The organism is Promicromonospora sp. NPDC110617 (genome assembly GCF_055598465.1).
Genome location: NZ_JBVKBM010000005.1, coordinates 293959 through 315983 on the forward strand (window position 1 = coordinate 293959; position 22025 = coordinate 315983).

Sequence of the window (22025 nt, forward strand, 5' to 3'; positions counted from 1 at the left end):
GCTCAGCCGTCGCCGTCGAACAGGCCGCCGTCGAGCAGCCAGTTGTAGCGCAGGCGCAGGGTGCGCTCGGTGCTGGCCAGCAGGGTGGCCACCAGGATCGAGAGGTTCAGCCACCCGGGCAGCTGGACCGGCGACGTGAAGGTGCTGCCGATCCGCTCGGCGACCGGCGGGAACTGGGAGATCTCCTCGATGATCTGCGGGACTCCGAGCACCAGCCCGATCACCAGGACGACGATGCTGACCAGCCCGACGGACCGGCCCGCGACCGGGTGCGCGTGCTCCAGCCAGGCGCGGCGGCCCTCGGCCGAGGCGGTGTCCGGGGCGAGCTGGCGCTCGGTGCCGTCGTCGGACACGTAGTGGCAGCGGCGGAGGCCGAAGCCGCTGGTGACCACCTCGATGACCCCGCCGGTGACCGGGAAGCGGGCCGGGAGCTTCGAGACGGCGTGCAGCCGGCCGTCGAGGTAGAGCTTCGCGCGGACCGTGCCGTTGTCGTCGCCGCCGTGCCGGATGTCCACGGACCAGGTCTCGGGGCGGCCGTCCGCGGTGGTCAGCTCCAGGTGGTACAGCGAGCGCGAGAGCGGCTGCCACCACCTGAACCGCTGGAGCGGGCTGCCGTCTCCTGGCCGTACCCGCTGGTCAGCACGCCGGCGACTCCAGTCCGAGAACATGTCCGACACCGTAACAACGCGCCCGCGGGGCCGCACCGAAGCTGACCGGCGCGGCCCCGCGGGCGTCGTCGGGCCTACCCGGCGAGCGAGGTCTCCGCCTCGGCGAACCACCGGTCGGCCGCCTCGTCCGGGGTCAGCGTGCCATAGGCGACCTCCAGGGCGATGGTCGTGAAGCTGGCCTCCAGGTTGCTGAGGCCGGCCACGGGCGGCGGCGCCGAGCCCACGAGGTGGGGTTCGAGCGCGCCCTCGTAGTCGAGGATCTGCTGGTCGAGCTCGTCGAGCTCGACGCCCTCCAGCGTGGCGCTCGACGCGGGCACGCCGCGGGACATGCCGAAGATCTCGCCGACACGGGGGTCGTTGACCAGGAAGTCGACCAGCTTCGCGGCCTCGTCGGGGTGCTCGCTGTTGGCCGCGACCGAGAGCTGCAGGCCGGGCTTGAGGAACATGCCGCTGTTGTTCTCGAAGTCGTCGGCCGGCACGGGCAGCAGCGTCAGGTTCGGCTCCGCCTGCCCCTCGCTGAACCGGACCAGGAAGTTGTCCCAGCTGATCTCGGCGGCGGTCTCGCCGACGCCGATCGCGTCCGCGCCGGAGAGCTGCTCCTGGCGCTTGGTCGGCAGGAACCCGTCCTGCTCGTGGATCGCGGCGCTCTTGCCCCACCAGGTGGCCAGGTCGTCCTGCGTGAAGCCGAGCTGGTCGCCGTCGAACAGCGACCTGCCGTTCTGCTGCAGCCAGATCTGGAACAGCCAGAAGAACTGGGTGTAGTCGACGGAGCCGTGGACGGCGGGGTCGCGCTCGGCCCCGGCGGCGGAGATCTCGGCCAGCAGGGCGTCGTACTCGTCCCAGGTCAGACCCTTCTCGGGCACGTCGACGCCGAGCTCGTCGAGCAGGTCGGTGTTGACGAAGGTGCCGAGCGTGCTGGCGCTGCTGGCCAGGCCGTAGGTCTGGCCGTCCATCTGCCCCGAGGCCAGCAGTGGCTCGGCGATGGTGTCGACGTCGATCGTGTCGCCGAAGTACTCGTCGAGCGGGATCACGTGCCCGAACTCGGTGTACTCGGTGAGGTAGGCGAGGTCCATCTGGAGCACGTCGGGCAGGGTGCGGCTCGCGGCCTCGGTGTTGCGGGCGGTCCAGTAGTCGGCGAAGCCCGCGTAGTTGGTCTGGACGGTGATCCCCGGGTTGTCCTCCTCGAAGATCTCCAGCGCCTGCTCGTACCGCTCGGCGCGGCTGGCGTCGCCCCACCAGGAGAACGTCAGCGACACGTCCTCGCCCGAGCCGCCCGAGCCCGAGCCGCCGGACGAGCACGCGGCCACGGCCAGCACGGCCGCCACGGCCACCCCGGCGCGGAACATCCTCCGGCGGCCGCGACCGCGGGCGATGCCGCGGTCGCTCCTCGCGTGCAGATACATGTGAGCCTCCTTGCTCGTGTTCGTCGCAGGACGGATACGCCCTGACCCGCGCACAGCGTGCAGGCCCGCGCGCAGCCCGCCGCGCGAACGGACAAAAGCGGTCACGGCCGGGGCACCGCCCCGCAGGAGGCGCGCACGGTGAGCCAGGGCAGCAGCTCGATGTGCCGCGGCGGCCGGTGCTCGTCGCCGTGGCGTCCGTCCGCGTCGCGCTCGCCCCTGGCGTGGGCGATCCGGTCGACCAGGAGCTGGAGCGCCTCGCGCCCGAGCTCGCGGCGCGGTGTGGTCACGGTGGTCAGGGGAACGGCGGCGAGCTCGGCGTTCTCGTCGTCGTAGGCCACCACGGCGAGATCGTCGGGCACGCGCAGGCCCCGGTCGAGCGCGGTCTCCACGAGGCGTGCGGCGTGGTCGTCGGTGTGCACGAGCACGGCGCGGGTGCCCGTGGCGAGGCACCGGTCCAGCAGGTCGGCGAGCTCACGCCGCAGCCGCGCCGGGTCCTCGTCGCCCTTGGACAGCGCGACGTCCGGACCCGGTTCGAGGCCCAGCCGGGCCACGGCCATGGCGTGGCCCTCCCGCACGCGGGGCGCGGTGGGGGTCCGGTCGTAGACGCCGAGCCCCACCCGGCGGTGCCCCAGCCGGGCCAGGTGCTCGACGGCGAGCACGGCGCCGTGCGCGTGGTCGGTGCGGGCCACGTCGAGCTCGCTGAGGCTCGTCAGCGCGTCGATGCGGCGCTCGACGAGCACCAGCGGCACGGGGATGGAGCCGAGCCACGCCGCGAGGTCCTCCGGGCTGCGGTCCCGCGTGGTGGGGGCCAGCACCAGCCCCGTCGCACCCAGCGCGAGGAGCCGCTCGACCTGCTGCACCTCGAGCTCGGACCGGTAGTGCGAGACGCCGAGCACGAGCCGCACGCGCAGCGACGGCGCCAGCGCCTCCATGCCGCGCACGGTGTCCAGGAAGTGCGCCACGGCGCTCGGCACCACCACGCCCACCAGGGCCTGCGCGGCCTGCGGGCCCCGGTCGGAGCGCAGCGCGATGGCCCCGCCGTGCACGCGCCCGAGCTTGCCCGCCTGCTCCAGCTCGCGGATGTCGCGGCGGATGGTCACCTCGGAGACGCCCAGCCGGGCCGCGACCTCGGCCGAGCGCACGCTCCCCCGCAGCTCGACCTCGCGCAGCAGGTACTCGTGCCGGCTCCTCGGCAGGTGCATGTCTCTCTCCTCGTGCGCGGCGGCGTCCCCGTCGACGCCGGAGGACACTGTAGCCAGCCGATGACCGGAATTGTCCGGTCGGACAGTTCCGGGCCGCGCGGCGGCGACGATGCGCGCGTGACGACCGCACCCCTGCCCGAACCCGCGCCCGAGACCACCCCGCGCTGGAGCCGCGACCGCTGGCTGGCGACCGCCGACGACCTGCTGCGAGCCACCGAGCCGTATGCCTCCCCCGGCCGTGCCCTGCTGCCGCTGCCCGGCCCGGTCAGTGCCTCCGGTGCCTGGAGCGACGGGCTGGAGGGCTTCGCCCGGACGTTCCTCCTGGCGGCCTTCCGGGTGCGCGGGCAGGACGGCGACGACCCCGACGGCCTGCTGCAGCGGTACGCCGAGGGGCTGCGGAACGGCACCGACCCCGCGAGCCCGGAGCGCTGGCCGCGCATCGACGAGCGCCGGCAGGCCGTCGTGGAGGCGGCGTCGGTCGCGGTGGGGCTGGCCGAGACACGGCCTTGGCTGTGGGACCGGCTGGACCACGACGTCCGCGAGCGCGTGCTCGCGTGGCTCGCCGGGGTGGTCGGCACCAGCGGGTACCGCAACAACTGGGTCTGGTTCCAGAACGTGATCGAGGCGTTCCTGGCGTCCGTGGGCGGGCCGTGGGACCAGGCCGACCTGGACCGCAACGAGGAGCTGGCCGAGGGCCTGTACGTGGGCGACGGCTGGTACTCGGACGGGCGGGGCCGCGACGGGCGGCTCCAGACGTTCGACTGGTACGCCGGATGGGCGTGGCACCTGTACCCGGTGCTGCACGCCCGGATCGAAGGCCGGCCGTTGGCCGGGCGGCACGCCGAGCGGCTGCGGTCCTACCTGGAGCAGGCGCAGCACCTGGTCGGGCCGAACGGGGCGCCGGTGCTCCAGGGCCGGTCGGTCACCTACCGGTTCGCGGTGCTGGCCCCGTTCTGGGCGGGGGCGCTGGCGGGCGCGACGCCGCTGTCGCCGGGTGCGACGGGCGCGCTGACGTCGGCGGTGGCGGAGCACTTCTTCGCGCACGGCGCGGTGGACGAGCGCGGCCTGCTGCCGATCGGGTGGCACGGCCGGTTCGACCGGCTGCGGCAGCTCTACTCCGGCGGGGCGTCGCCGTACTGGGCGAGCAAGGGTTTCGCGGGCCTGCTCCTGCCGCCGGACCATCCGGTGTGGACGGCGCCGGACGACATGCCCGAGCCGTGGCGTCAGGAGCACGTGGTGCCGCTGCGCGAGCCGGGGTGGCTGGTGGCGGGGACGCCGTCGGACGGGATCGTGCGGGTGCTCAACCACGGCTCGGACCGGCTGCTGGAGCCCTCCGCGCAGGCGCATGCCGACGACCCGTTCTACCGGCGGGTCGGCTACGCGAACGTCGTCTCGCCGCAGCTCGGGCCCGCGGACGTCGCCGCACCGTCCGACTCGCACGTGGCGCTGCTCGACGGCGCGGGCCGACCGTCGCACCGCGACGGCATCGAGCGCGTGCACCTGGGCGACCGGGTCGCCGTCTCCCGGTCGCGGGTGCACTGGCTGGACGTGCCGGGCGCCGGCCCGGACGGCGACCACGCGGGCTGGGCGGCGGCGCGCCGCGGGCCGGTGGTCACCGTCGCGAGCGTGGTGCGCGGCCCGCTGGAGGTGCGCCTGGCGTGGTGGACGCCGTTGGCCGCTTCCGGGGCGGCCGCCGCCGGGCCGGTTGCTCCGCCGCCGGGCGCGGACCTGGACGCCGACGTCGCCTGGCCCGCCGACCCCGGGCCGTGGACGTTCTGGCTGGGCGGGTGGGCGCTCGCCGCGGGGTCCGAGCAGGAGCTGGCCGCGGACGCCGCCGACGGCGTAGACAGCGCTGACAGCGCGGGCGGCACCGTGCGAGTCACCCGGGCCGACGGCACCACGTCGGCCCTGCGGGGGCTGCGCGGCCTGCCCCGGGCGGGCGTGCAGCGGCGGACGGGCGCCGACCCGTTCGGGCCGGCCTCGGCGGTCCCGTCGCTGAGCGGCGGCGTCCCGGCGGGGCCCGGCGACGTGGTCGCCGCGCTCGTGGTGCTGACCGGAGACTCGGCGGCCGACCTGGACGCCGTCGAGGCCGTGGTGCCGGTGCCCGGCCGCGGCGTGATCGAGGTGCGCTGGCGGGACGGCGTGGTCGACGTCGTCCCCACCGGACCGGTGGACCACGCGACGGACGGAGACGCAGCGTGACCCGACCCCGCGTGCTGTTCGCGCTCCGCGACCCCGCCCTGCTGCCCGACCTGTTCGACGACGCCGCGCTCGCCCGCCTGCGGGCGGCAGCCGACGTCGCCGACGGGGTGCTGACGCCGGGGGCGACCGAGGACGACCCGACCCACACCGACCTGGCCACCGCCGACATCCTCGTCACCGGCTGGGGCGCGCCGTACCTGGACCAGGCGTTCCTGCGGCGCGCGCCGCGGCTGCGGGCCGTGGTGCACACGGCGGGCACGGTCAAGTCGTTCGTCACGCCCGCACTCTGGGAGCGCGGCATCCGCGTCTCGACGGCGGCCGAGGCGAACGCGCGGCCGGTCGCGGAGTACACGCTCGCGATGGTGCTGCTGGCGGGCAAGCGAGTGCTGGAGTCGGCCGCGGCCTACGGCCGGGACCGCACGCTGCGGGGCTGGTCACCGCCGGCGCCGCTGGGGAACAACGGGCTGACGGTCGGCGTGATCGGCGCCTCCCGGATCGGGCGCCAGGTGCTGGGTCTGCTGGCGCCGTTCGACGTGGACGCGCTGCTGCACGACCCGTGGGTGGACGCCGCGGCCGCGCGCGCCCTGGGCAGCACGGCGGTGCGCCTGGACGAGCTGCTGACCCGGTCCGACGTCGTGACGGTGCACGCGCCCGCCCTCCCGGAGACCTACCGGATGCTCGGCGCGCGGGAGCTGGCCCGGATGCGCGACGCGACGACGCTGGTCAACACCGCGCGCGGGCAGCTCGTGGACACCGAGGCGCTGACGCGCGAGGTCGTGGCGGGCCGGCTCCGCGCCGTCCTCGACGTGACCGACCCGGAGCCGCTGCCCCGCGACCATCCCCTGTTCGAGGCGCCCGGCGCGCTGCTCACCCCGCACGTGGCGGGCTCGCTGGGCAACGAGCTGCGGCGGCTCGGCGCGTCCGCCGTCGCCGAGGTGGAACGGCTCGCCGCCGGCCAGGACCTGCGGCACGAGGTGCTGCCCGACCAGCTCGCCACGACGGCCTGAACCCTTGAGCGACTGACCGCATTTGTCCGTTCGTCCGCGGCCCACGGGCCGCGGACCCAGGATGTCCGACGCCCGACGACGGGCGACCTCACTTCGCGCGAAGGAGCTGAACATCGTGGTTCACATCAGTCGGCGTACCGTCCTGACCTCGGCGCTGGCCGCGGGCGCGGGGGTGGCCCTCGGGCCACGCCTCGCCACGGCGCACGCGGCCCAGGGCGTCCCCACGCTGGTCCCGGCCGGGCACGACCCGGTCGACCTGCACTGGCTGGAGGGCGGCTCCCCCGCCGCCCTGGCTGCGGGCGCCACCTGGGGCGTGCCCTGGCCGCGGGGCGCGTTCGCCCCCGACCAGCAGCTCGCGCTCACGACGGCGAGCGGCGAGCCGGTGCCGGTCCAGACCTGGCCCACGGGCTGGTGGCCGGACGGCAGCGTGAAGTGGACCGCGCACGCCGTCAGCGCGGACGCGCCGCGGGCCGAGTCGTACCGCCTGGCCGCCGGCCGGCCGAGCGCGCCCGCCGACCGGGTGACGGTCCGGGAGACGCCGGGCGAGATCACCGTCGACACCGGCACGGTGCAGGTGGTCTTCGCCCGCAACGGCAACCAGGTGGTCCGCGCGATCCGCCGCGGCGGGCAGGAGGTGGCCCGGAACGGCCGGCTCGTCGTCTCGCGGCAGGACGCTCCCGACACCGACCGGGGCGGCAGCGTGCGGCACGAGTCGTTCACCGGCGCCGTGGACCGCGTGACCGTCGAGCAGTCCGGGCCCGTGCGCGCCGTCGTCAAGGTCGAGGGAAAGCACCGCAAGGGCCACCGTTCCTGGCTCCCGTTCGTGCTGCGGTTCTACCTGTACGCGGGGTCGGACGGCGTCCGCGTGGTGCACACCTTCGTGTTCGACGGCGACGAGAACCGCGACTTCATCACCGGCATCGGCGTGACGTTCTCGGTGCCGATGCGCGGCGAGGCGTACGACCGCCACGTGCGGTTCGCGGGGGCCGACGGCGGCGTGCTGTCCGAGGCCGTGCGCGGCGTCACCGGCCTGCGCCGGGACCCCGGGGCCGCCGTCCGCACCGCCCAGGTCGAGGGCCGCGCCCTGCCCGACCCGGCCACGTGGGACCAGCGCGTCACCTCCCGCCTGCACTGGATCCCGCAGTGGGGCGACTACAGCCTGTCCCAGCTCACGGCGCACGGGTTCGAGATCCGCAAGCGCACCGGCCCGGGCCACTCGTGGATCCGGGTCGACGGCGGCACCCGCGCCGCGGGGCTCGGGTACGTCGGCACGCCGTCGGGCGGCCTGGCCTTCGGCATGCGCGACTTCTGGCAGCTGCACCCCACCGAGCTGGAGGTCACGCGCGCCGCGACCGACGAGGCCGAGGCCACGGTCTGGCTGTGGTCGCCGCGGGCCGAGGCCATGGACCTGCGCTTCTACCACGACGGCCTGGGCCAGGACACCTACCCCGAGCAGCTCGACGCCCTGGAGATCACCTACGAGGACTACGAGCCCGAGTTCGGCACGCCCTACGGCGTGGCCCGCACCACCGAGCTGATGTTCTGGGCGCTGGCCGCGACCCCGACCGCCGAGCGCTTCGCCGAGCTCGCCACGGCGAACGCCACGCCGCCGCTGCTGGTGGCCGGGCCGGGGCACGTGCACTCGGCCGGGGTGTTCGGCTCGTGGGCGCCGGCGGACCGGTCGACCCCGGCGCGGGCGGCGATCGAGGACAACCTGGACCGGATGCACGCGTACTACGTGGACCAGGTGGACCAGCGGTCCTGGTACGGGTTCTGGGACCACGGCGACGTGATGCACGAGTACGACGGCGACCGGCACCAGTGGCGCTACGACGTCGGCGGGTACGCGTGGGACAACTCGGAGCTGTCCACGGACCTGTGGCTCTGGTACCACTACCTGCGCACGGGTGACGCGACGGCGTTCCGGCTCGCCGAGGCGATGACCCGGCACACGGGCGAGGTGGACCAGTACCACCTGGGCACGTGGAAGGGGCTGGGCACGCGGCACGGTGTCATGCACTGGGGTGACAGCGCCAAGCAGGTGCGCATCAGCAACGCGAACTACCGGCGGTTCCACTACTTCCTGACGGCCGACGAGCGGGTGGGCGACACCCTCCACGAGCTCGTGGACTCCGACCGGACGTTCCTGGTGCTGGACCCGGGCCGCAAGATCAACGGCGGCGGCCCGTTCGACCCGGACCCCTCGGCGCTGGGCGTGGGGCAGACCACCGACTGGGGCGCCCTGGCGGGTGCGTGGCTCACCGAGTGGGAGCGGAACGGCGACCCGATCGCGCGGACCAAGCTGCTCAACGGCGCGCGGTCCATCGCGGCGCTGCCCAACCACTGGGTGCAGGGGTCGGTGCGCTACGCCCTGGCCGACGGCACGTTCACCGGCCCGGCCGAGCCGTCGGTGTCGATCGGCAGCCTGAGCAGCGTGTTCGGGCTGATCGAGGTGATGACCGAGCTGATCGACCTGGTGGACGAGCCGGAGGTGGAGGCGGCGTGGGTCGAGTTCTGCCGGCTGTACAACGGCACGGCCGCGGAGCAGGTGGCGGCCACCGGGGCGTCGTGGGGCAGCCTCAACCTGCGGCAGTCCTACTCGCGGGCCACCGCCTACGCGGCGTCGCGCCTGGACGACACCACCCTGGCGCGCCGGGCCTGGACCGAGTTCCGCACCGGGCACGCCGGATACCCGGCCGACCACCCCTTCGAGACGGTCCGCGTGGAACCGCCGCGCGTGCTCAACGCGGTGGACGAGGGCCGCTTCTCGACGAACGCCAGCGCCCAGTACGGCCTGGCGGCCATCCAGTGCCTGGCGCTGGTCGGGGACCAGCTGTCGTGAGGACCTGACCCAGGGGCGAGGGCCGGCACCCGCGGTGCCGGCCCTCGTCCGTGGTCACTTGCTGTCGCGCTTGCCCTGACGCCGCGCGCCCTGCGCCCGGCTCGACGCGTCGCGCTTCTTGCCGCCGGTGGTCTTCTGGTGGCTCCGGGCCCGGCCGGGCCCGACCTTGTCCGGCTTCGGGTGGTCGGCCGTCCTCGGGCCGGACGACCTGCCCGCACGGGCCTGGGCCAGCCGCTCCTCCTTGAGGGCCTCGGCCTGCACGTGCGCGACGTGCGCCAGCCGCCCGCTGACGATCGAGAGCGCCTCCTCGAACGCGGCCGCCCGCCAGCGGGGCTTGCCGCCCTTGGGCCCTGCCTTGCCCCTGCCGCCGAGCTCCTTGACGTTCTGCGCCGCCTTGCGCCGGTAGTTCTTGACGTGCTTGTTCCGTGCCCGGCGCACCCGCCGGTGCAGGTCGAGCAGCTCGTCCTCGTCGAGTGCCTTGAGCCGCTTCGGTTCGAGCTCGCGCACCAGCGCGAGCTCGTCGTCCTTGAGCACCCACAGGTAGTCGTCCATCGCTGACCGTCCTCCGCGCCGGGTCCTGGGCCTCTCCCACCTTCGCAGGTTTGGCCGCACCCAGCGCGCCGGACGCCGTCAGGTCTTCAGGATCTCCCCGTCGCTCTCCAGCACGATCGGCACGCCCGAGGTCTTCCAGCGCAGCGGGACCACCTCGACCGGGGTGTCGCACACGTTGAGGATCGCCCGCGGCGTCCGCCCGAGCCGGGCGGTGCGCCCCAGCCCGCGGTGGTGTCGCGCGACCATCAGCACGTCGGCGTCGGCCGCCGCCTCGACGAGCACCTCGTCCGGGCGGCCCAGCACGACCGACGTCTCCACGGCCACCCCCGGGTAGACGACGGCCCAGTCGTGCACCACGGTCTCCAGCAGCCGGGTGGCTGCCGTGACCGACTCGCCGGCGTAGGAGTCCGCGAGGCCCAGGTCGGTGGCCAGGTCCGGGACCTCGACGGCGTGCACCACCCGCACGGCGGCGTGCCGGCAGGACGCCACGGACAGCGCGCGGGTCAGCAGCTCGCCCGCGCTGGTGAAGGTCTTGATCCCGACGACGATGCGGTTGTGCCTGCCGTCCTGCCACCGTGCGGGCACGACCGCCACGGGGACCCCGGCCCGTGCGGTGACCTCGGCGGTCGTCGCCCGCGCGACCAGGCGCTCGGCCCCGTGGCGCGTCTCGCGGCCCAGCACGAGCAGGCCGCCCGAGGCCGCCGCGGCGACGAGCTGCGCGACGCGCGGGCCGAGGGCGAGCACCGGCTCGATGTCCAGGTCCGGGGCGGCGGCACGCGCTGTCTCCGCCTCCCGGGTGACGGTCCCGCGTCCCGACCGCTCGAGGTACGCGACGTCGCCCGCCTCCGCCGGCCAGAGCCCGCTCTCGGGCAGCGGCGCCGGGACCACGTGGACCATCCGCACCCCGCCGCGCCGGATCCGGGCCTCGTTGATCGCGTACCGGACGGCTCCCGCGCTGCGGTCGCTCCCGTCCACGGCGACGACGACGGGAGCCGGCCGCTGGTCGGCGGTCATGTCAGGCCTCGCCCAGCCGGCCCTGCGGGTGGGGGCGCGGCCGCTGGAACGCGTGCTGGCGCGCCGCCCGGGAGAACGGCCGGGTGGGCCGCCGCACGGCGACCTCGGCACCCAGGGCCTTGCCCCACTCGAGCGCGCGGTCGAGCTCTCCGGTCACGAGCGGTCCGGTGACGTCGGTGACCCAGAAGCTCGCGGGCGAGGCGATGAGGGGAAAGCCCAGCCGGTCCAGCCGGCGGCTCGCCGCTCGCGCGGCGGAGCCGCTCAGCCGCGAGGTCGCCCGCGTGTCGAACGCAGCGGCCGCCGTCAGTGTCGTCGCCCCCGGCAGCGCCCCGAGCCACTCGCGGATGCCGCGGTCGCGCGAGATGACGGACGTGGCCCGCCCGGCCGCGTCCCGCCGGGTGGAGGGCCACGACATGCTGAAGGCGTGGGTGGGTCCGCCCACGACCAGCATCGTGACGTCGGCCGGCACGATGGCGGGTGCCCCGCTCACCTCGACGACGTCGGCGTGCATCGACGACTCGATCCCGTCCGCGATCGCCCGCGCGACCGCCTCGGTGTTCCCGAACATGGACTCATAGACCACCAGTGCGCGCATCGTGGTCACCTCTCTCTGGTTCTGTCTCCACGCTCGTTCCCCGGCAGGTCGGGCGTCAGGGCCGTCCGGCCCACGTCCGCGGGACCTTTGGCCCGTGCCCGCGCCCGCCCCGTCGCGAAGACTGTGGCGATGGACGTCGTCGACTCGCGGGTGGAGCGGATCCTGCGGGCCGCCGCGAGCGCCCCGAGCGTCTACAACACCCAGCCGTGGCAGGTGGAGGTCGCGGGCCGCACCATCACGCTCCGGGCGGATCCGGCGCGGCAGCTGCACCACTGCGACCCGGACGGCCGGGAGATGCTGATCAGCTGCGGAGCCTTCCTGTTCAACGCCCGGACGGCCGCCCGCAGGGAGTCGATGAGCCCCGCCGTCCGCGTGCTGCCCTCGCGGGAGGACCCCCTGCTGGTGGCCACGATGCGGCTCGAGCCCGGCCCGGCGCCCAACACCGACGAGCTGGAGCTGGCCGTGTCGATCGCGCGGCGCAGGACGTCGCGGGTCCCGTTCGACGACCAGCCGCTGTTCACGGACGTGCTGATGGCGATCGGTCAGGCCGCCCGGGACGAGGGCGCGGACCTGCGCCCGATCCAGCCGTCCGAGCCGGCGCGTGCGGAGGTGCTGGGCCTGGTCCGCCGGGCCGAGGCGCTCGCCGCGGAGGACCCGGTGGCGCGGGGCGAGGAGCTGGCGTGGACCGCCACGGACGCGGACCGCGCCGACGGCATCCCCGCTGACCTCCTGGGACCGGCGGCCGTCGACGACGGCGCGCCGGTCCGGCGGTTCCTCGCCAGCAGGGGCAGCGCCCAGTTCGAGCAGCACTCGACGATGGCCCTGCTCTGCACGCCCGGCGACCTGCCCCGCGACTGGGTCGCCGCGGGGCAGGCGCTGGAGCGCGTGCTGCTGGTCGCGATCACCTACTTCGTCCACGCGTCGTTCGCGACGACGGTGCTGGAGAACCCGACGACGCGGCACGACCTGCGCCGGGTCCTGTCGCTCCAGGAGGCGCCGCAGATGCTGATGCGGCTCGGCTACAGCTCGCTGCCCCGGCACACGCCGCGGCGGACGGAGGAGGAGATCACGCGGTGAACCACGCAGGCCTCAGGAGCGGATGAACTCCAGCAGGTCGGCGTTGATCACCTCGGCGTGCGTGGTGGGCATGCCGTGCGGGAAGCCCGGGTAGGTCTTCAGCGTGCCGTTCGGCAGCAGCTCGGCCGACATCGGGCCCGCGTTGGCGTACGGGACGATCTGGTCGTCGTCGCCGTGCATGACCAGCACCGGCACGGTGATCTTGCGCAGGTCCTCGGTGAAGTCGGTCTCCGAGAACGCCGCGATGCCGTCGTAGTGCGCCTTGGCGCCGCCCTGCATGCCCTGGCGCCACCAGTTGCGCACCAGGGGCTCGCGGGTCTCGACGCCGGGCCGGTTGAACCCGTAGAACGGGCCGGCGGGCAGGGCGGTGTAGAACTCCGAGCGGCTGGCCGCGAGCTGGGCACGGAGGTCGTCGAACACGCTCTTCGGCAGGCCGCCGGGGTTGGCGTCGGTCTGCACCATGAGCGGCGGCACGGCGGCGATGATCGCGGCCTTGGCCACGCGCGACTCGCCGTGCCGGGCGATGTAGTGGACCACCTCGCCGCCGCCGGTGGAGTGGCCCACGTGCACGGCGTCGCGCAGGTCGAGGTAGGTGGTCAGCGCGGCCAGGTCGTCCGCATAGTGGTCCATGTCGTGACCGTCGGCCACCTGCGTGGACCGGCCGTGCCCGCGGCGGTCGTGGGCGATGACCCGGTAGCCCTGGTGCAGGAAGAACAACAGCTGGGCGTCCCAGTCGTCGGCCGACAGGGGCCAGCCGTGGCTGAAGACGATGGGCTGCCCGGTCCCCCAGTCCTTGTAGAAGATCTCGACGCCGTCATCAGTGACAATCTTCGGCACGTTTCCGTCTCCGTTCGCTGGTGCTGAGGCCCGGCTCCCCGAGCCGTCCTGCCAGCATCCATCGACCGGGCCGCGCGCGCAGGCCAGGATCGGCCCCACGACTGACTTTCCCGGGTGAAACCGAGCCTCGCGGGCGCCGGGCGGATCAGTCCTGGATGAGCGCGACGACGTTGCCCGCCGGGTCGGTGATCCAGCCGATGGTCGGACCCTGGGCGGGGTCGGAGCTCCGCGCCACGCCGCGTTCGTCCTGCTCGAACCCGGGGTACCGCAGCAGGCTCACCCCGGCTGCCTCCAGCTCCGTGACCGCGTCGTCGATGTCCGGCACCACGAGGTTCAGCACGGTGTACGACGCCGGCGCGTGGTCCGGCCCCTTGGGGTAGACGAACACCGACGAGCCCTCGGTCAGCTCGATCTCGAGACCACCCATCTGGTTCGTGCGGACGGGCAGGCCGAGGGTGTCGCGGTAGAAGCGGAGGGCGGGGTCGAGGTCGTCGACGGAGAAGCCGCTGAAGGTGCGGAGCGTGGTGACCATGGTGGGGTTCCTTTTCTCGGGTGCGTCCCACGGCTGACGACGGCGGGCGGCGGAACTCATCGGCCCGCGCTGCCCGCCGACCGCTCCGCAATGGATTGAGCAACTGCTAAATTCACTGCGTGGACACGCAGCCCCTCTACGCGATCAAGGCCGAGCTCTTCAAGAGCCTGGCCCACCCGGTGCGCATCCAGGTGCTGGAGGTGCTCGCGGCAGACCCCGACCTGACCGCGCCGGTCTCCCGCCTGCTGACCGTCACGCGGTCCGAGCCGTCCGCGCTCTCCCAGCACCTGGCCGTGCTCAAGCGCGCCGGGGTGGTCGAGGCGACCCGGTCGGGCAACGCCGTGCACTACCGGCTCACGGAGCCGCTGGTGGCCGAGCTGCTCGTGGTCGCGCGCGCGTTCCTGCTGCACCGCCTGGCGGGCCAGGACGCCGACGCCGACCGGCTCGCCGCCGCCCGGCGCCTGCCGGCACTGCCCGGCGCGAGCGCCCGCGCCGTCCTGGAGGCGGCGCTGGCCCGGACCGGGGCGGAGCGGTGACGACCGTCCGTGCCGCCGTGGCCGCCCTCGACGTGCGCGACCTGCTCCCCCGGCGCGAGGACTACGACCTGCGGCCCAGGTCGCTCGGCGCGGACCTCCTGGCGGGGCTCACGGTGGGAGTCGTCGCGCTGCCGCTCGCCCTCGCGTTCGGCGTCGCCTCCGGCACCGGGCCCGCGGCGGGGCTGGTGACCGCGGTCGTCGCGGGCGTCGTCGCGGCCGTGCTCGGCGGCTCCCGGTTCCAGGTCTCGGGGCCGACGGGGGCGATGGCCGTCGTGCTGGCCCCGATCGTCGCCGAGCACGGGCTCGCCTCGGTCGTCCTGGTCACCGTGCTCGGCGGAGCGATCGTCCTGCTCGCCGGCGTGCTGCGGCTGGGCCGGCTCGTCACCTTCATCCCCTGGCCCGTGGTCGAGGGGTTCACGCTCGGGATCGCGGCGATCATCTTCCTCCAGCAGGTCCCCGCCGCCGTCGGGCAGGAAGCTCCCGCGGGGCAGAACCCGCTGGTCTCCGCCGTCCGCGCGCTCGGGTCGACCGCCAAGGCACTGGGCGGGCTCAGCCTCGACGCCGCCACGCTGTGGGCGTTGGCGATCGTGGTCCTGGTGGCGGCGGTCATGGTGCTGCTGCCCCGGCTGCACGCCGCGATCCCGGCCTCGCTCGTGGCCGTCGCGCTCGCCACGGTGCTCGCCGAGATCACCGGCGCACCGGTGGCCCGCATCGGCGCCCTGCCCCCGGCGCTCCCCGCCCCGGCGCTGCCCGGGTTCGGCGCCGCGGCGGCGGGCGACCTCGTGGGGGCGGCGGTCGCGGTCGCGGCCCTGGCCGCGATCGAGTCGCTCCTGTCGGCCCGGGTGGCGGCCACCATGGCCCCCGGGTCGGTGTACCACCCGGACCGCGAGCTCGTGGGGCAGGGCCTGGCCTCGCTGGCGTCGGGACTGTTCGGCGGGATGCCCGCGACCGGGGCCATCGCACGCACCGCCGTCAACGTGCGCTCCGGGGCGCGCACCCGCCTGGCCGCCGTCGTCCACGCGCTCGTGATCCTCGCCGTGATCTACCTGGCCACCGGGCCCGTGAGCCGCATCCCGCTGGCCGCGCTCGCCGGCGTGCTCATGGTCACCGCGTTCCGGATGATCGGCGCGGGCACGATCCGCACGGTGCTGGGCTCCACCCGGTCCGACGCCGCCACGTTCCTGGTCACGGCCGTGATCACCGTCGCGTTCGACCTGATCGAGGCCGTCCAGATCGGGCTGGTCGTCGCCGCGTTCTTCGCCCTGCGCCGGCTGGCCCGCGCCTCGGCCGTGCACCGGGAGCCGCTGCCCGGGGCCGCGCACGAGGGCGACGAGCGCATCGCGCTGTTCCGCCTGGACGGTGCGATGTTCTTCGGGGCCGCCGACCGGATCCTCGGCGAGGTCACCGACGCCTCGGTCCGGGACGACGTGCTGGTGGTCGTCCTGCGCCTGTCCCAGCTGGACATGGTCGACGCCACGGGCGCGCGCGCCCTCGCCGACCTGGTCACCGCCCTGGAGCAGCGCGGGGTCACCGTGCTGGTCAAGGGCGTGCAGGGCCGGCACCGCAGGCTCATGACGACGGTGGGCGTGCTGGCCGGGCTCCGGCACGAGAACCACGTGTTCGCCTCGCTCGACGCCGCTGTCGCGCATGCCCGCTCCCATGTCCGGCGGGCGGCGCAGGGCGTCGACGTGCCGCAGCTCGACGGGCGGCGCTGAGCCGCGCACGAGTTCACCCGCCGGACCCGCGGAACGGGGTCGCCGGCCGTATCACGTCGTCTCCCCCGCGACTCCCTCCGGGTAGGCGGACAAGGAGGTGCGCCTGATGCGACACCAGACCGGAACTCGACCGGCGCGACGGCGGCTCGCGCCGCTGGCCCTGCTCGTGGCGCTCGTGCTCTCGGCAGGAACGGCCTGCTCCTGGGGTGACGACGACACCGCGGGCGAGGACACGACGCAGACCGACAACACCGACGGCAACGGTGGCGGTGGGGGCGGCAATGACAACGGCGGCGGGGGCGGGGGCGGGGGCGGCGGGGGCGGAGGTGCGCAACCCTCCCCGATCGTTCTCGGTAGCCCCCTGGACCGGGCCGGCGGCGACCAGACCGTGTCCGAGATCGCGGACCTGGCAGCCGATGCGCTGGCGGACGAGTGTCCCGACGGGAACCTGTGCGTGGAGATCACGTTCGAGCCCGCCGTCGGCGACTGCATCTACTCCGGCTCCGACCCCGCGTTCGGCGAGACCATCGAGGTCGGCGCGACCCTGACGCTGTTCGGGGACCGCGAAGACCCCGAGGGCTGCGCGGACGGCGGCACGGACGGCGAGAACGGCGGGGAGGTCGATCCGACCGACGACACCACCGACACCGACACCGATCAGAACGGCGACGGCACCACCGACGAGCCGACCGGCACGGACGAGAGCCCCGCCGAGGGCAGCCAGGGGTAACCACGGATGAGCGGTCGGGAGAGGACCGTGCCCGACGAGGACGCGTCGGCCGACGTGGGCCGGGACATCGGCCGGATCGCGCGCGTCGCCACGGAGGTCATCGCGCCCGTCACCCTGATCACGGCGCTGCTGTACTTCTTCGGGCGCAAGCAGATCACGTTCTTCTTCGAGTACTTCGGCGTGGACGTCTCGTCGCTGGGGCTGACCACCACCGACTACCTCTATCTCGCGCAGGACGGGCTCCTGATCCCGCTGGCCGTGGTGGCCACGGGGGTGCTCGTGGCGCTGTGGGTCCGGGGCGGGTCCCGCGCCGGAAGCTCCGGACCCGACATCGACCGCTGGCTCGTGCGCGTGGCAGGCCCGGTCGGGGCGGTCCTGGCCCTGTTCGGGCTCGTCCAGGCGTTCCGGCCGGGCGTGGGTCTGGCCGACTGGGTGCCGTCGTGGGTGGCCCCCGTCTGCCTGGCCGGCGGGGTGCTGCTGCTCGGCCTGGCCGTGCGCCACCGGCGCGCGGTGCGGCGTCGCGACGACGAGTCGTGGGTCCCGCCGTCGCAGGCGGCCCGGCTCGCCGAGTGGGGTGCGATGTTCGCGCTCGTGGCGGTGGCGCTGTTCTGGGCGGTGGCGGACTACTCCGCGGCAGTCGGCCGTGAACGAGCCGAGCAGTTCGCGGACGGCTTGTCCAAGGACTCGTCCGTCGTGGTGCGCAGCACCGTGGACCTGCAGATCGCCGGGCCGGGCGTCACCGCGGCGGCGTGCCCGGCGGGCGCGGACGGGTTCCGCTACCGGTACGACGGTCTGGTCCTCATGGCGGCCTCGGGCGGCCAGTACGTGCTGATCCCGCGCGCCTGGTCGGCGGAGGACGCCGGCGTGGTCTCGGTGCCCGCGACCGACGACGTCCGGCTCGACCACCTGAGCCCGTCACCCGACGGCAGGGCACGTCAGGGCCCCACGGCCGAGCCCGGCGGACCGTGCTGAGCGTGCTTCGTGAAGCACCGGCGATCGGGTAGCCTCCCTGCGTGCGCCTGCTCCCGCTCCTCCGCTCGGCCCTCACCGGCCCTCGGCAGAGCCTGGTCGGAGCACTGGCGATCCTCACCGTGATCGTCGGTGTGGTCACGATGCACTCGATGAGCGGCTCGCCGACGTCCCACGGGCACGCGGTGCCGCACGAGGCCACCGCGGTCGTCTCGGAGCAGGTCGCGTCGGAGCAGGTCGCGACCGCACAGGCGGGCACGGCACAGGCCGTGACCGGACCCGTCCTGCTCCAGGCCCCCGCGACGGACGACCACGCCGCGGGCGACGAGGGCTCCTGCTGCGACGGGTGCGGCGGGCACGACGCCGCGATGGCGATGTGCCTCATGATCCTCGTCGCGCTCCTCGCGCTGGTCGCGCCCGTACGGCGGCTCCTGTGGCGGGCCCCGCTCCCGCTCGCGGCGGCCCTGGCGCCGGCCTTCGCCGGCGTCCGCGACCTCGCGGCCCCCTCCTTGCACGAGCTCTGCATCTCCCGGACGTAGACCCGGGCCCCGGCGCGCACCCGCGCCGACCCGAGAGCGCGACCGTGCCCCAACGCCGTCGCGCCAGTGAGTGCTACCCCGAGACGACCCAGAGGAAGACCCCATGAAGCGCACCCTGCTGCCCACGATCGCCCTGTCCGCCGCCCTGGCCCTCACGGGCTGTTCCGCGGCCGGCGAGCACGCCGGGCACAGCGACGCGGACGTGATGTTCGCGCAGATGATGATCCCGCACCACGAGCAGGCGATCGAGATGGCGGACGCCGTCCTGGCCCGACCCGACGCCGATCCCCAGGTCGCCGAGCTGGCCACCGAGGTCAAGGCGGCCCAGGCCCCCGAGATCGAGACGCTCACCGGCTGGCTCGACACCTGGGGCGCCGAGCCCACCGGCGAGCACGGGGGCCACGCCGGGATGGACGGCATGATGTCCGACGAGGACCTCCAGGCGCTCGCCGCGGCCACCGGCCCCGCGGCGGACCGGCTGTTCCTGGAGCAGATGATCGTGCACCACGAGGGCGCCGTCGAGATGGCGCAGGCCCAGGTCGAGGACGGCCAGGACGCGGGCGCGGTCGAGATGGCGCAGACCATCGTCGACACGCAGGCCGCCGAGATCGAGACGATGGAAGAGCTCCTCGCCTCGATGTGACCGCCGGGTGGTGCGCCGGCGCACGCCGGCGCACCACCCCCTCCCCAAGGAGCCTGCCCATGCGCAGTTCGCTCGCCGGAGCGCGCCCTTGCGCGGTCCGCACCGGGGTGGCGGCCACGCTGCTCGCCCTGCTCACCTCCCTCGTCCTGACGCTCTGCTGCGCGCCGCCCGCCGCCGCGCACACCCGGCTCGAGTCGTCGGTCCCCGCCGCCGGGTCGACGGCGCAGGCCCCGGTCACCGCGGTCACGCTGCGGTTCACCCTGCCTGTGAGCCTGCTCGGCGACGGCGTGGTGATCGAGGGCCCGGACGGCGTCGTGCCCGCCGACGTCGCACCTGCCGAGGACGACCTGGTGCTGGTCGCGACCCCGGCCGCGGCCCTGGCCACCGGCCCGTACACGGTGACCTGGACCGCCGCGGCCCAGGACGGCCACCCGCTGGAGGGCACCTTCGGCTTCACCGTGCCGGGCGCGGCCGCGAGCGCGGCGCCCGACGGCGGCACCAGCCACGACGACATGAGCGGCATGAGCGGCTCGAACCACGACATGGGCCACGACATGGGCCACGACCCGGCCGCGATGGGTACCCCTGCGACCGACGCCGCGGGGGCAGTCGCCCGGCTCGGCGGCGCCGCCGCGCTGTGGGGCTGTCTGGTCGCCGGGGGCGCCCTGGCGTTCGCCGGCCTCGTGCTGCGCGGGCGGGACGAGGCGGACGTGCCGCACGTGCTGCGGCTGGTCCGCTGGTCGGGCGTGCTGTTGCTCGGCGGGCTCGCCGTGCGCGTCCTGGCGGGCGCGGTGCTCGTGGCGCACGGCGACCTCGCCGCCGCCGTCTCGCCGTCCGCGATCGGCGACTCGCTCGCCGGGACGACGCGCTGGGACGTCGGCCTCCAGGGCGCCGGCGCGGTCGCCGTGGTGGTGGGCGCCCGGCGCACGCTGCCCGGCGCGTGGCCCGCGGCGCTCGGCGCCGTCCTGGCCGGCGCCGGACAGGTCCTCGGCGGCCACAGCAACACCGTGGAACCCCGGTGGCTCGTGGTGACGGCGGACGTGGCGCACCTGGCGGCCGCCGCCGTCTGGGTGGGCGGCGTCGTCACGCTGACGCACCTGCTCCGGGCCCGGCGCCGGGACGGCCGCGACCTCGACGCCGCGCTGCTGGGGGCCCGCTTCTCCGTGGTCGCGGGCCTCTCCCTCGCGGTCGTCGGCGTGGCCGGGGTGCTGCTCGCCGTCGGGATCCTCGACCGCCCGGCGCAGCTCTGGGAGAGCACCTGGGGGCTGCTCCTGCTGACCAAGGTCGCCGTGGTCGTGCTGGTCGCGGCGATCGGCACGCACAACCATCTCCGCGTCGTCCCGCGGCTCACGGCACGCCGCCGGGCGGTGGTCCGGCACGCCGGCCGGTCACGCACCGCGGGCGAGGCGCTGCGCCGCAGCGCCTACCGGGAGACGGCGCTCATGGTGGCGGTCGTGCTGCTCACGGCCTGGCTCGTGGCGGCGTCCGTCCAGGCACCCGGGTGATGTCGCCCCGGCGCGGTATCAACCCGACGGCCGACGGCTCCGCACCTGTGAGAGCTGTTGGCAGGGGGCAGCGGCAGAAGAGGCGATGGTGCCATGTCCACGAACATCCCCTGGACCGTCCGGCAGGGTCCGCGCGGGCCGGTCCCCGTGTACGTGCTCCAGTTCGACGCCCGGGGCACCCTGACGTCGCCGCGGTCCCTGGCGGCCCTGGTCGAGGACGCGCGGGACGCCACCGACCTCGTCGTCGTCTCGCACGGCTGGAACAACGACTGGCTGGCGGCCACCTCGCGGTACGACGACTTCTTCGACCACCTCGACACGGTGCTGCGGTCGCACCCGCCCGCCGCGGACCGCCCGTTCCGCCCCGTGTACGTGGGCGTGTTCTGGCCGAGTGCCGCGCTGGTCATGCCGTGGGAGCAGGGGCCCGACATCGCGGCCGGCGGCGACGGCCTGGTCGGGGAGCTCGCCGACGAGCTCGCCGTGCTGGGCGCGGACCTCGGACCGGAGCTGAGCGGCGAGCTCCACGCCCTGCTGGCCGACCCGGAACTGGCCGACCCGGCGGTGGGCGGGGACCGCGCCGACCTGGCCGCCGAGATCCTCGCGCACCTGCCCGTGGCCGACCCGGACGAGACCGGCGCGGCGGGTGCCCGGACGGACGGGCCGGCGCTGCGCGCCGTCTGGGAGGACACGCTCGCGCGGATCGAGCCGGAGCCGGTGCGCCCCGGCGGCATCATCCCCGACGACGCCGGCCCCGCGGCCGCTCCCCGCGTCGCGGGCTTCAACCCGCTGGAGCTGATCCGCTCCGGGATCCGCCTGGCCACGGTGCGCCAGATGAAGGACCGGGCCGGGCGCGTGGGCGGCGCCGGTGTGGCCGCCGCCCTGCGCCGGCTGGCCGACGAGACGCCCGCGCGGATCCACCTGGTGGGCCACTCCTACGGCGGGCGGGTCGTGCTCTCCGCCGTGTGCAACGGCCCCTGGACGGGCCGGCCGGTCGACTCGGTGCTGCTGCTGCAGCCCGCGCTGTCCGCCTGGGCCTTCGCGAGCGACGTCTACGGGCGGCCCGGCGGGTACCGGCCGGCGTTCGAGCGGGTGCGCAACCCGGTCATCACCACCCGGTCGGCGCACGACCTGCCGCTCACGCGGGTGTTCCACCTCGCGCTGCGGCGCCGGGCGGACCTCGGCGAGGCCGAGATCGCCGGGCGGCCGCCGTCGCGGTTCGCGGCCCTCGGCGGCTACGGCCCGCAGGGCGTGGGCGCCGAGGCGCTCCAGATCGACCGGATGCCCGACGTCGGCCAGCACTACCCGATCGGCGAGCACGCCGTCGACGGCCGGTACGAGGTGATCGGCGTGGACGGCACGTGGTGCATCCCGGGCCACGGCGCCGTCCAGTCCGGCCAGACCGCGTGGGCGCTGCTGAGCCAGATCCGGGCCGCGGCGCACGCGGACGGGTGAGGGGC

The 22025-nt window shown here is 75.1% G+C and carries 20 protein-coding genes; 12 read left to right on the plus strand and 8 right to left on the minus strand.

The window, feature by feature from the left end; translation table 11 throughout:
• Positions 1-2: 2 nt before the first annotated feature.
• The 3 genes from ACZ7LE_RS25355 to ACZ7LE_RS25365 form a co-directional block, all read right to left on the minus strand.
• Complete coding sequence (locus tag ACZ7LE_RS25355) at positions 3-668, minus strand: hypothetical protein (RefSeq protein ID WP_470405991.1); 666 nt, start codon at positions 666-668, stop codon at positions 3-5.
• A 74-nt stretch (positions 669-742) separates the two neighbouring features.
• Positions 743-2071, minus strand: a complete 1329-nt coding sequence (locus ACZ7LE_RS25360) for an ABC transporter substrate-binding protein (RefSeq protein ID WP_470405992.1) — start codon at positions 2069-2071, stop codon at positions 743-745.
• A 101-nt stretch (positions 2072-2172) separates the two neighbouring features.
• Complete coding sequence (locus ACZ7LE_RS25365; RefSeq protein WP_470405993.1) at positions 2173-3273, minus strand: LacI family DNA-binding transcriptional regulator; 1101 nt, start codon at positions 3271-3273, stop codon at positions 2173-2175.
• 117 nt (positions 3274-3390) lie between these two features.
• Here ACZ7LE_RS25365 and ACZ7LE_RS25370 point away from each other — a divergent pair, with 117 nt between their 5' ends.
• The 3 genes from ACZ7LE_RS25370 (at position 3391) to ACZ7LE_RS25380 (ending at position 9324) form a co-directional block, all read left to right on the plus strand.
• Positions 3391-5475: a DUF2264 domain-containing protein gene (locus ACZ7LE_RS25370; protein ID WP_470405994.1), complete on the plus strand. Its 2085-nt coding sequence runs from the start codon at positions 3391-3393 to the stop codon at positions 5473-5475.
• Entirely contained in the window at positions 5472-6482 is a 1011-nt protein-coding gene (locus ACZ7LE_RS25375) for a hydroxyacid dehydrogenase (RefSeq protein WP_470405995.1), read from the plus strand. Before ACZ7LE_RS25370 ends, ACZ7LE_RS25375 begins: the two co-directional genes overlap by 4 nt.
• Before the next feature lie 115 nt (positions 6483-6597).
• Positions 6598-9324 (plus strand): exo-rhamnogalacturonan lyase family protein, encoded by a 2727-nt coding sequence (locus tag ACZ7LE_RS25380; RefSeq protein WP_470405996.1) that lies wholly within the window; start codon positions 6598-6600, stop codon positions 9322-9324.
• A gap of 54 nt (positions 9325-9378) precedes the next feature.
• Here ACZ7LE_RS25380 and ACZ7LE_RS25385 read toward each other — a convergent pair whose 3' ends face one another.
• The 3 genes from ACZ7LE_RS25385 to ACZ7LE_RS25395 form a co-directional block, all read right to left on the minus strand.
• Positions 9379-9876 (minus strand): hypothetical protein, encoded by a 498-nt coding sequence (locus ACZ7LE_RS25385; protein WP_470405997.1) that lies wholly within the window; start codon positions 9874-9876, stop codon positions 9379-9381.
• A gap of 78 nt (positions 9877-9954) precedes the next feature.
• Positions 9955-10890 (minus strand): universal stress protein, encoded by a 936-nt coding sequence (locus ACZ7LE_RS25390; protein WP_470405998.1) that lies wholly within the window; start codon positions 10888-10890, stop codon positions 9955-9957.
• 1 nt (position 10891) lies between these two features.
• A complete protein-coding gene (locus tag ACZ7LE_RS25395; protein WP_470405999.1) occupies positions 10892-11485 on the minus strand; it encodes a flavodoxin family protein in 594 nt (197 codons plus the stop codon).
• A 129-nt stretch (positions 11486-11614) separates the two neighbouring features.
• Between ACZ7LE_RS25395 and ACZ7LE_RS25400 the strand changes: the two genes are divergently transcribed.
• Positions 11615-12562, plus strand: a complete 948-nt coding sequence (locus tag ACZ7LE_RS25400; protein ID WP_470406000.1) for an Acg family FMN-binding oxidoreductase — start codon at positions 11615-11617, stop codon at positions 12560-12562.
• Between the two features lie 12 nt (positions 12563-12574).
• Here the strand turns inward: ACZ7LE_RS25400 and ACZ7LE_RS25405 are convergent, their stop codons facing one another.
• Together ACZ7LE_RS25405 and ACZ7LE_RS25410 are read right to left on the minus strand one after the other, a co-directional pair.
• The gene (locus ACZ7LE_RS25405; RefSeq protein ID WP_470406001.1) at positions 12575-13399 is read right to left on the minus strand and encodes an alpha/beta fold hydrolase; all 825 of its coding nucleotides are present in this window, start codon (positions 13397-13399) and stop codon (positions 12575-12577) included.
• A 145-nt stretch (positions 13400-13544) separates the two neighbouring features.
• The gene (locus ACZ7LE_RS25410; protein WP_470406002.1) at positions 13545-13931 is read right to left on the minus strand and encodes a VOC family protein; all 387 of its coding nucleotides are present in this window, start codon (positions 13929-13931) and stop codon (positions 13545-13547) included.
• 119 nt (positions 13932-14050) lie between these two features.
• Here ACZ7LE_RS25410 and ACZ7LE_RS25415 point away from each other — a divergent pair, with 119 nt between their 5' ends.
• From ACZ7LE_RS25415 to ACZ7LE_RS25450, 8 genes are all read left to right on the plus strand, one after another.
• Entirely contained in the window at positions 14051-14467 is a 417-nt protein-coding gene (locus ACZ7LE_RS25415; RefSeq protein WP_470406003.1) for an ArsR/SmtB family transcription factor, read from the plus strand.
• Positions 14464-16182, plus strand: coding sequence for a SulP family inorganic anion transporter (locus ACZ7LE_RS25420; protein WP_470406004.1), 1719 nt, complete (start codon positions 14464-14466; stop codon positions 16180-16182). The genes ACZ7LE_RS25415 and ACZ7LE_RS25420 overlap by 4 nt, the downstream gene beginning before the upstream one ends.
• Positions 16183-16288: 106 nt before the next feature.
• Positions 16289-16912: a hypothetical protein gene (locus ACZ7LE_RS25425; protein WP_470406005.1), complete on the plus strand. Its 624-nt coding sequence runs from the start codon at positions 16289-16291 to the stop codon at positions 16910-16912.
• Between the two features lie 27 nt (positions 16913-16939).
• The gene (locus ACZ7LE_RS25430) at positions 16940-17884 is read left to right on the plus strand and encodes a hypothetical protein (protein WP_470406006.1); all 945 of its coding nucleotides are present in this window, start codon (positions 16940-16942) and stop codon (positions 17882-17884) included.
• 41 nt (positions 17885-17925) lie between these two features.
• Positions 17926-18420 (plus strand): DUF6153 family protein, encoded by a 495-nt coding sequence (locus ACZ7LE_RS25435; protein ID WP_470406007.1) that lies wholly within the window; start codon positions 17926-17928, stop codon positions 18418-18420.
• Positions 18421-18523: 103 nt separating this feature from the next.
• The gene (locus ACZ7LE_RS25440) at positions 18524-19063 is read left to right on the plus strand and encodes a DUF305 domain-containing protein (protein ID WP_470406008.1); all 540 of its coding nucleotides are present in this window, start codon (positions 18524-18526) and stop codon (positions 19061-19063) included.
• A gap of 59 nt (positions 19064-19122) precedes the next feature.
• Positions 19123-20568, plus strand: coding sequence for a copper resistance CopC/CopD family protein (locus tag ACZ7LE_RS25445; RefSeq protein ID WP_470406009.1), 1446 nt, complete (start codon positions 19123-19125; stop codon positions 20566-20568).
• A 93-nt stretch (positions 20569-20661) separates the two neighbouring features.
• On the plus strand, positions 20662-22020 hold the full coding sequence (locus tag ACZ7LE_RS25450; protein WP_470406010.1) for a hypothetical protein: 1359 nt from the start codon (positions 20662-20664) through the stop codon (positions 22018-22020).
• Positions 22021-22025 lie beyond the last annotated feature (5 nt).

Coding starts and splice junctions, on each gene's coding strand:
- ACZ7LE_RS25355 (WP_470405991.1), bottom strand. CDS start 668: ATGTTCTCGGACTGGAGTCGCCGGCGTGCTGACCAGCGGGTACGGCCA.
- ACZ7LE_RS25360 (WP_470405992.1), bottom strand. CDS start 2,071: ATGTATCTGCACGCGAGGAGCGACCGCGGCATCGCCCGCGGTCGCGGC.
- ACZ7LE_RS25365 (WP_470405993.1), bottom strand. CDS start 3,273: ATGCACCTGCCGAGGAGCCGGCACGAGTACCTGCTGCGCGAGGTCGAG.
- ACZ7LE_RS25385 (WP_470405997.1), bottom strand. CDS start 9,876: ATGGACGACTACCTGTGGGTGCTCAAGGACGACGAGCTCGCGCTGGTG.
- ACZ7LE_RS25390 (WP_470405998.1), bottom strand. CDS start 10,890: ATGACCGCCGACCAGCGGCCGGCTCCCGTCGTCGTCGCCGTGGACGGG.
- ACZ7LE_RS25395 (WP_470405999.1), bottom strand. CDS start 11,485: ATGCGCGCACTGGTGGTCTATGAGTCCATGTTCGGGAACACCGAGGCG.
- ACZ7LE_RS25400 (WP_470406000.1), top strand. CDS start 11,615: ATGGACGTCGTCGACTCGCGGGTGGAGCGGATCCTGCGGGCCGCCGCG.
- ACZ7LE_RS25410 (WP_470406002.1), bottom strand. CDS start 13,931: ATGGTCACCACGCTCCGCACCTTCAGCGGCTTCTCCGTCGACGACCTC.
- ACZ7LE_RS25425 (WP_470406005.1), top strand. CDS start 16,289: ATGCGACACCAGACCGGAACTCGACCGGCGCGACGGCGGCTCGCGCCG.
- ACZ7LE_RS25440 (WP_470406008.1), top strand. CDS start 18,524: ATGAAGCGCACCCTGCTGCCCACGATCGCCCTGTCCGCCGCCCTGGCC.
- ACZ7LE_RS25445 (WP_470406009.1), top strand. CDS start 19,123: ATGCGCAGTTCGCTCGCCGGAGCGCGCCCTTGCGCGGTCCGCACCGGG.
- ACZ7LE_RS25450 (WP_470406010.1), top strand. CDS start 20,662: ATGTCCACGAACATCCCCTGGACCGTCCGGCAGGGTCCGCGCGGGCCG.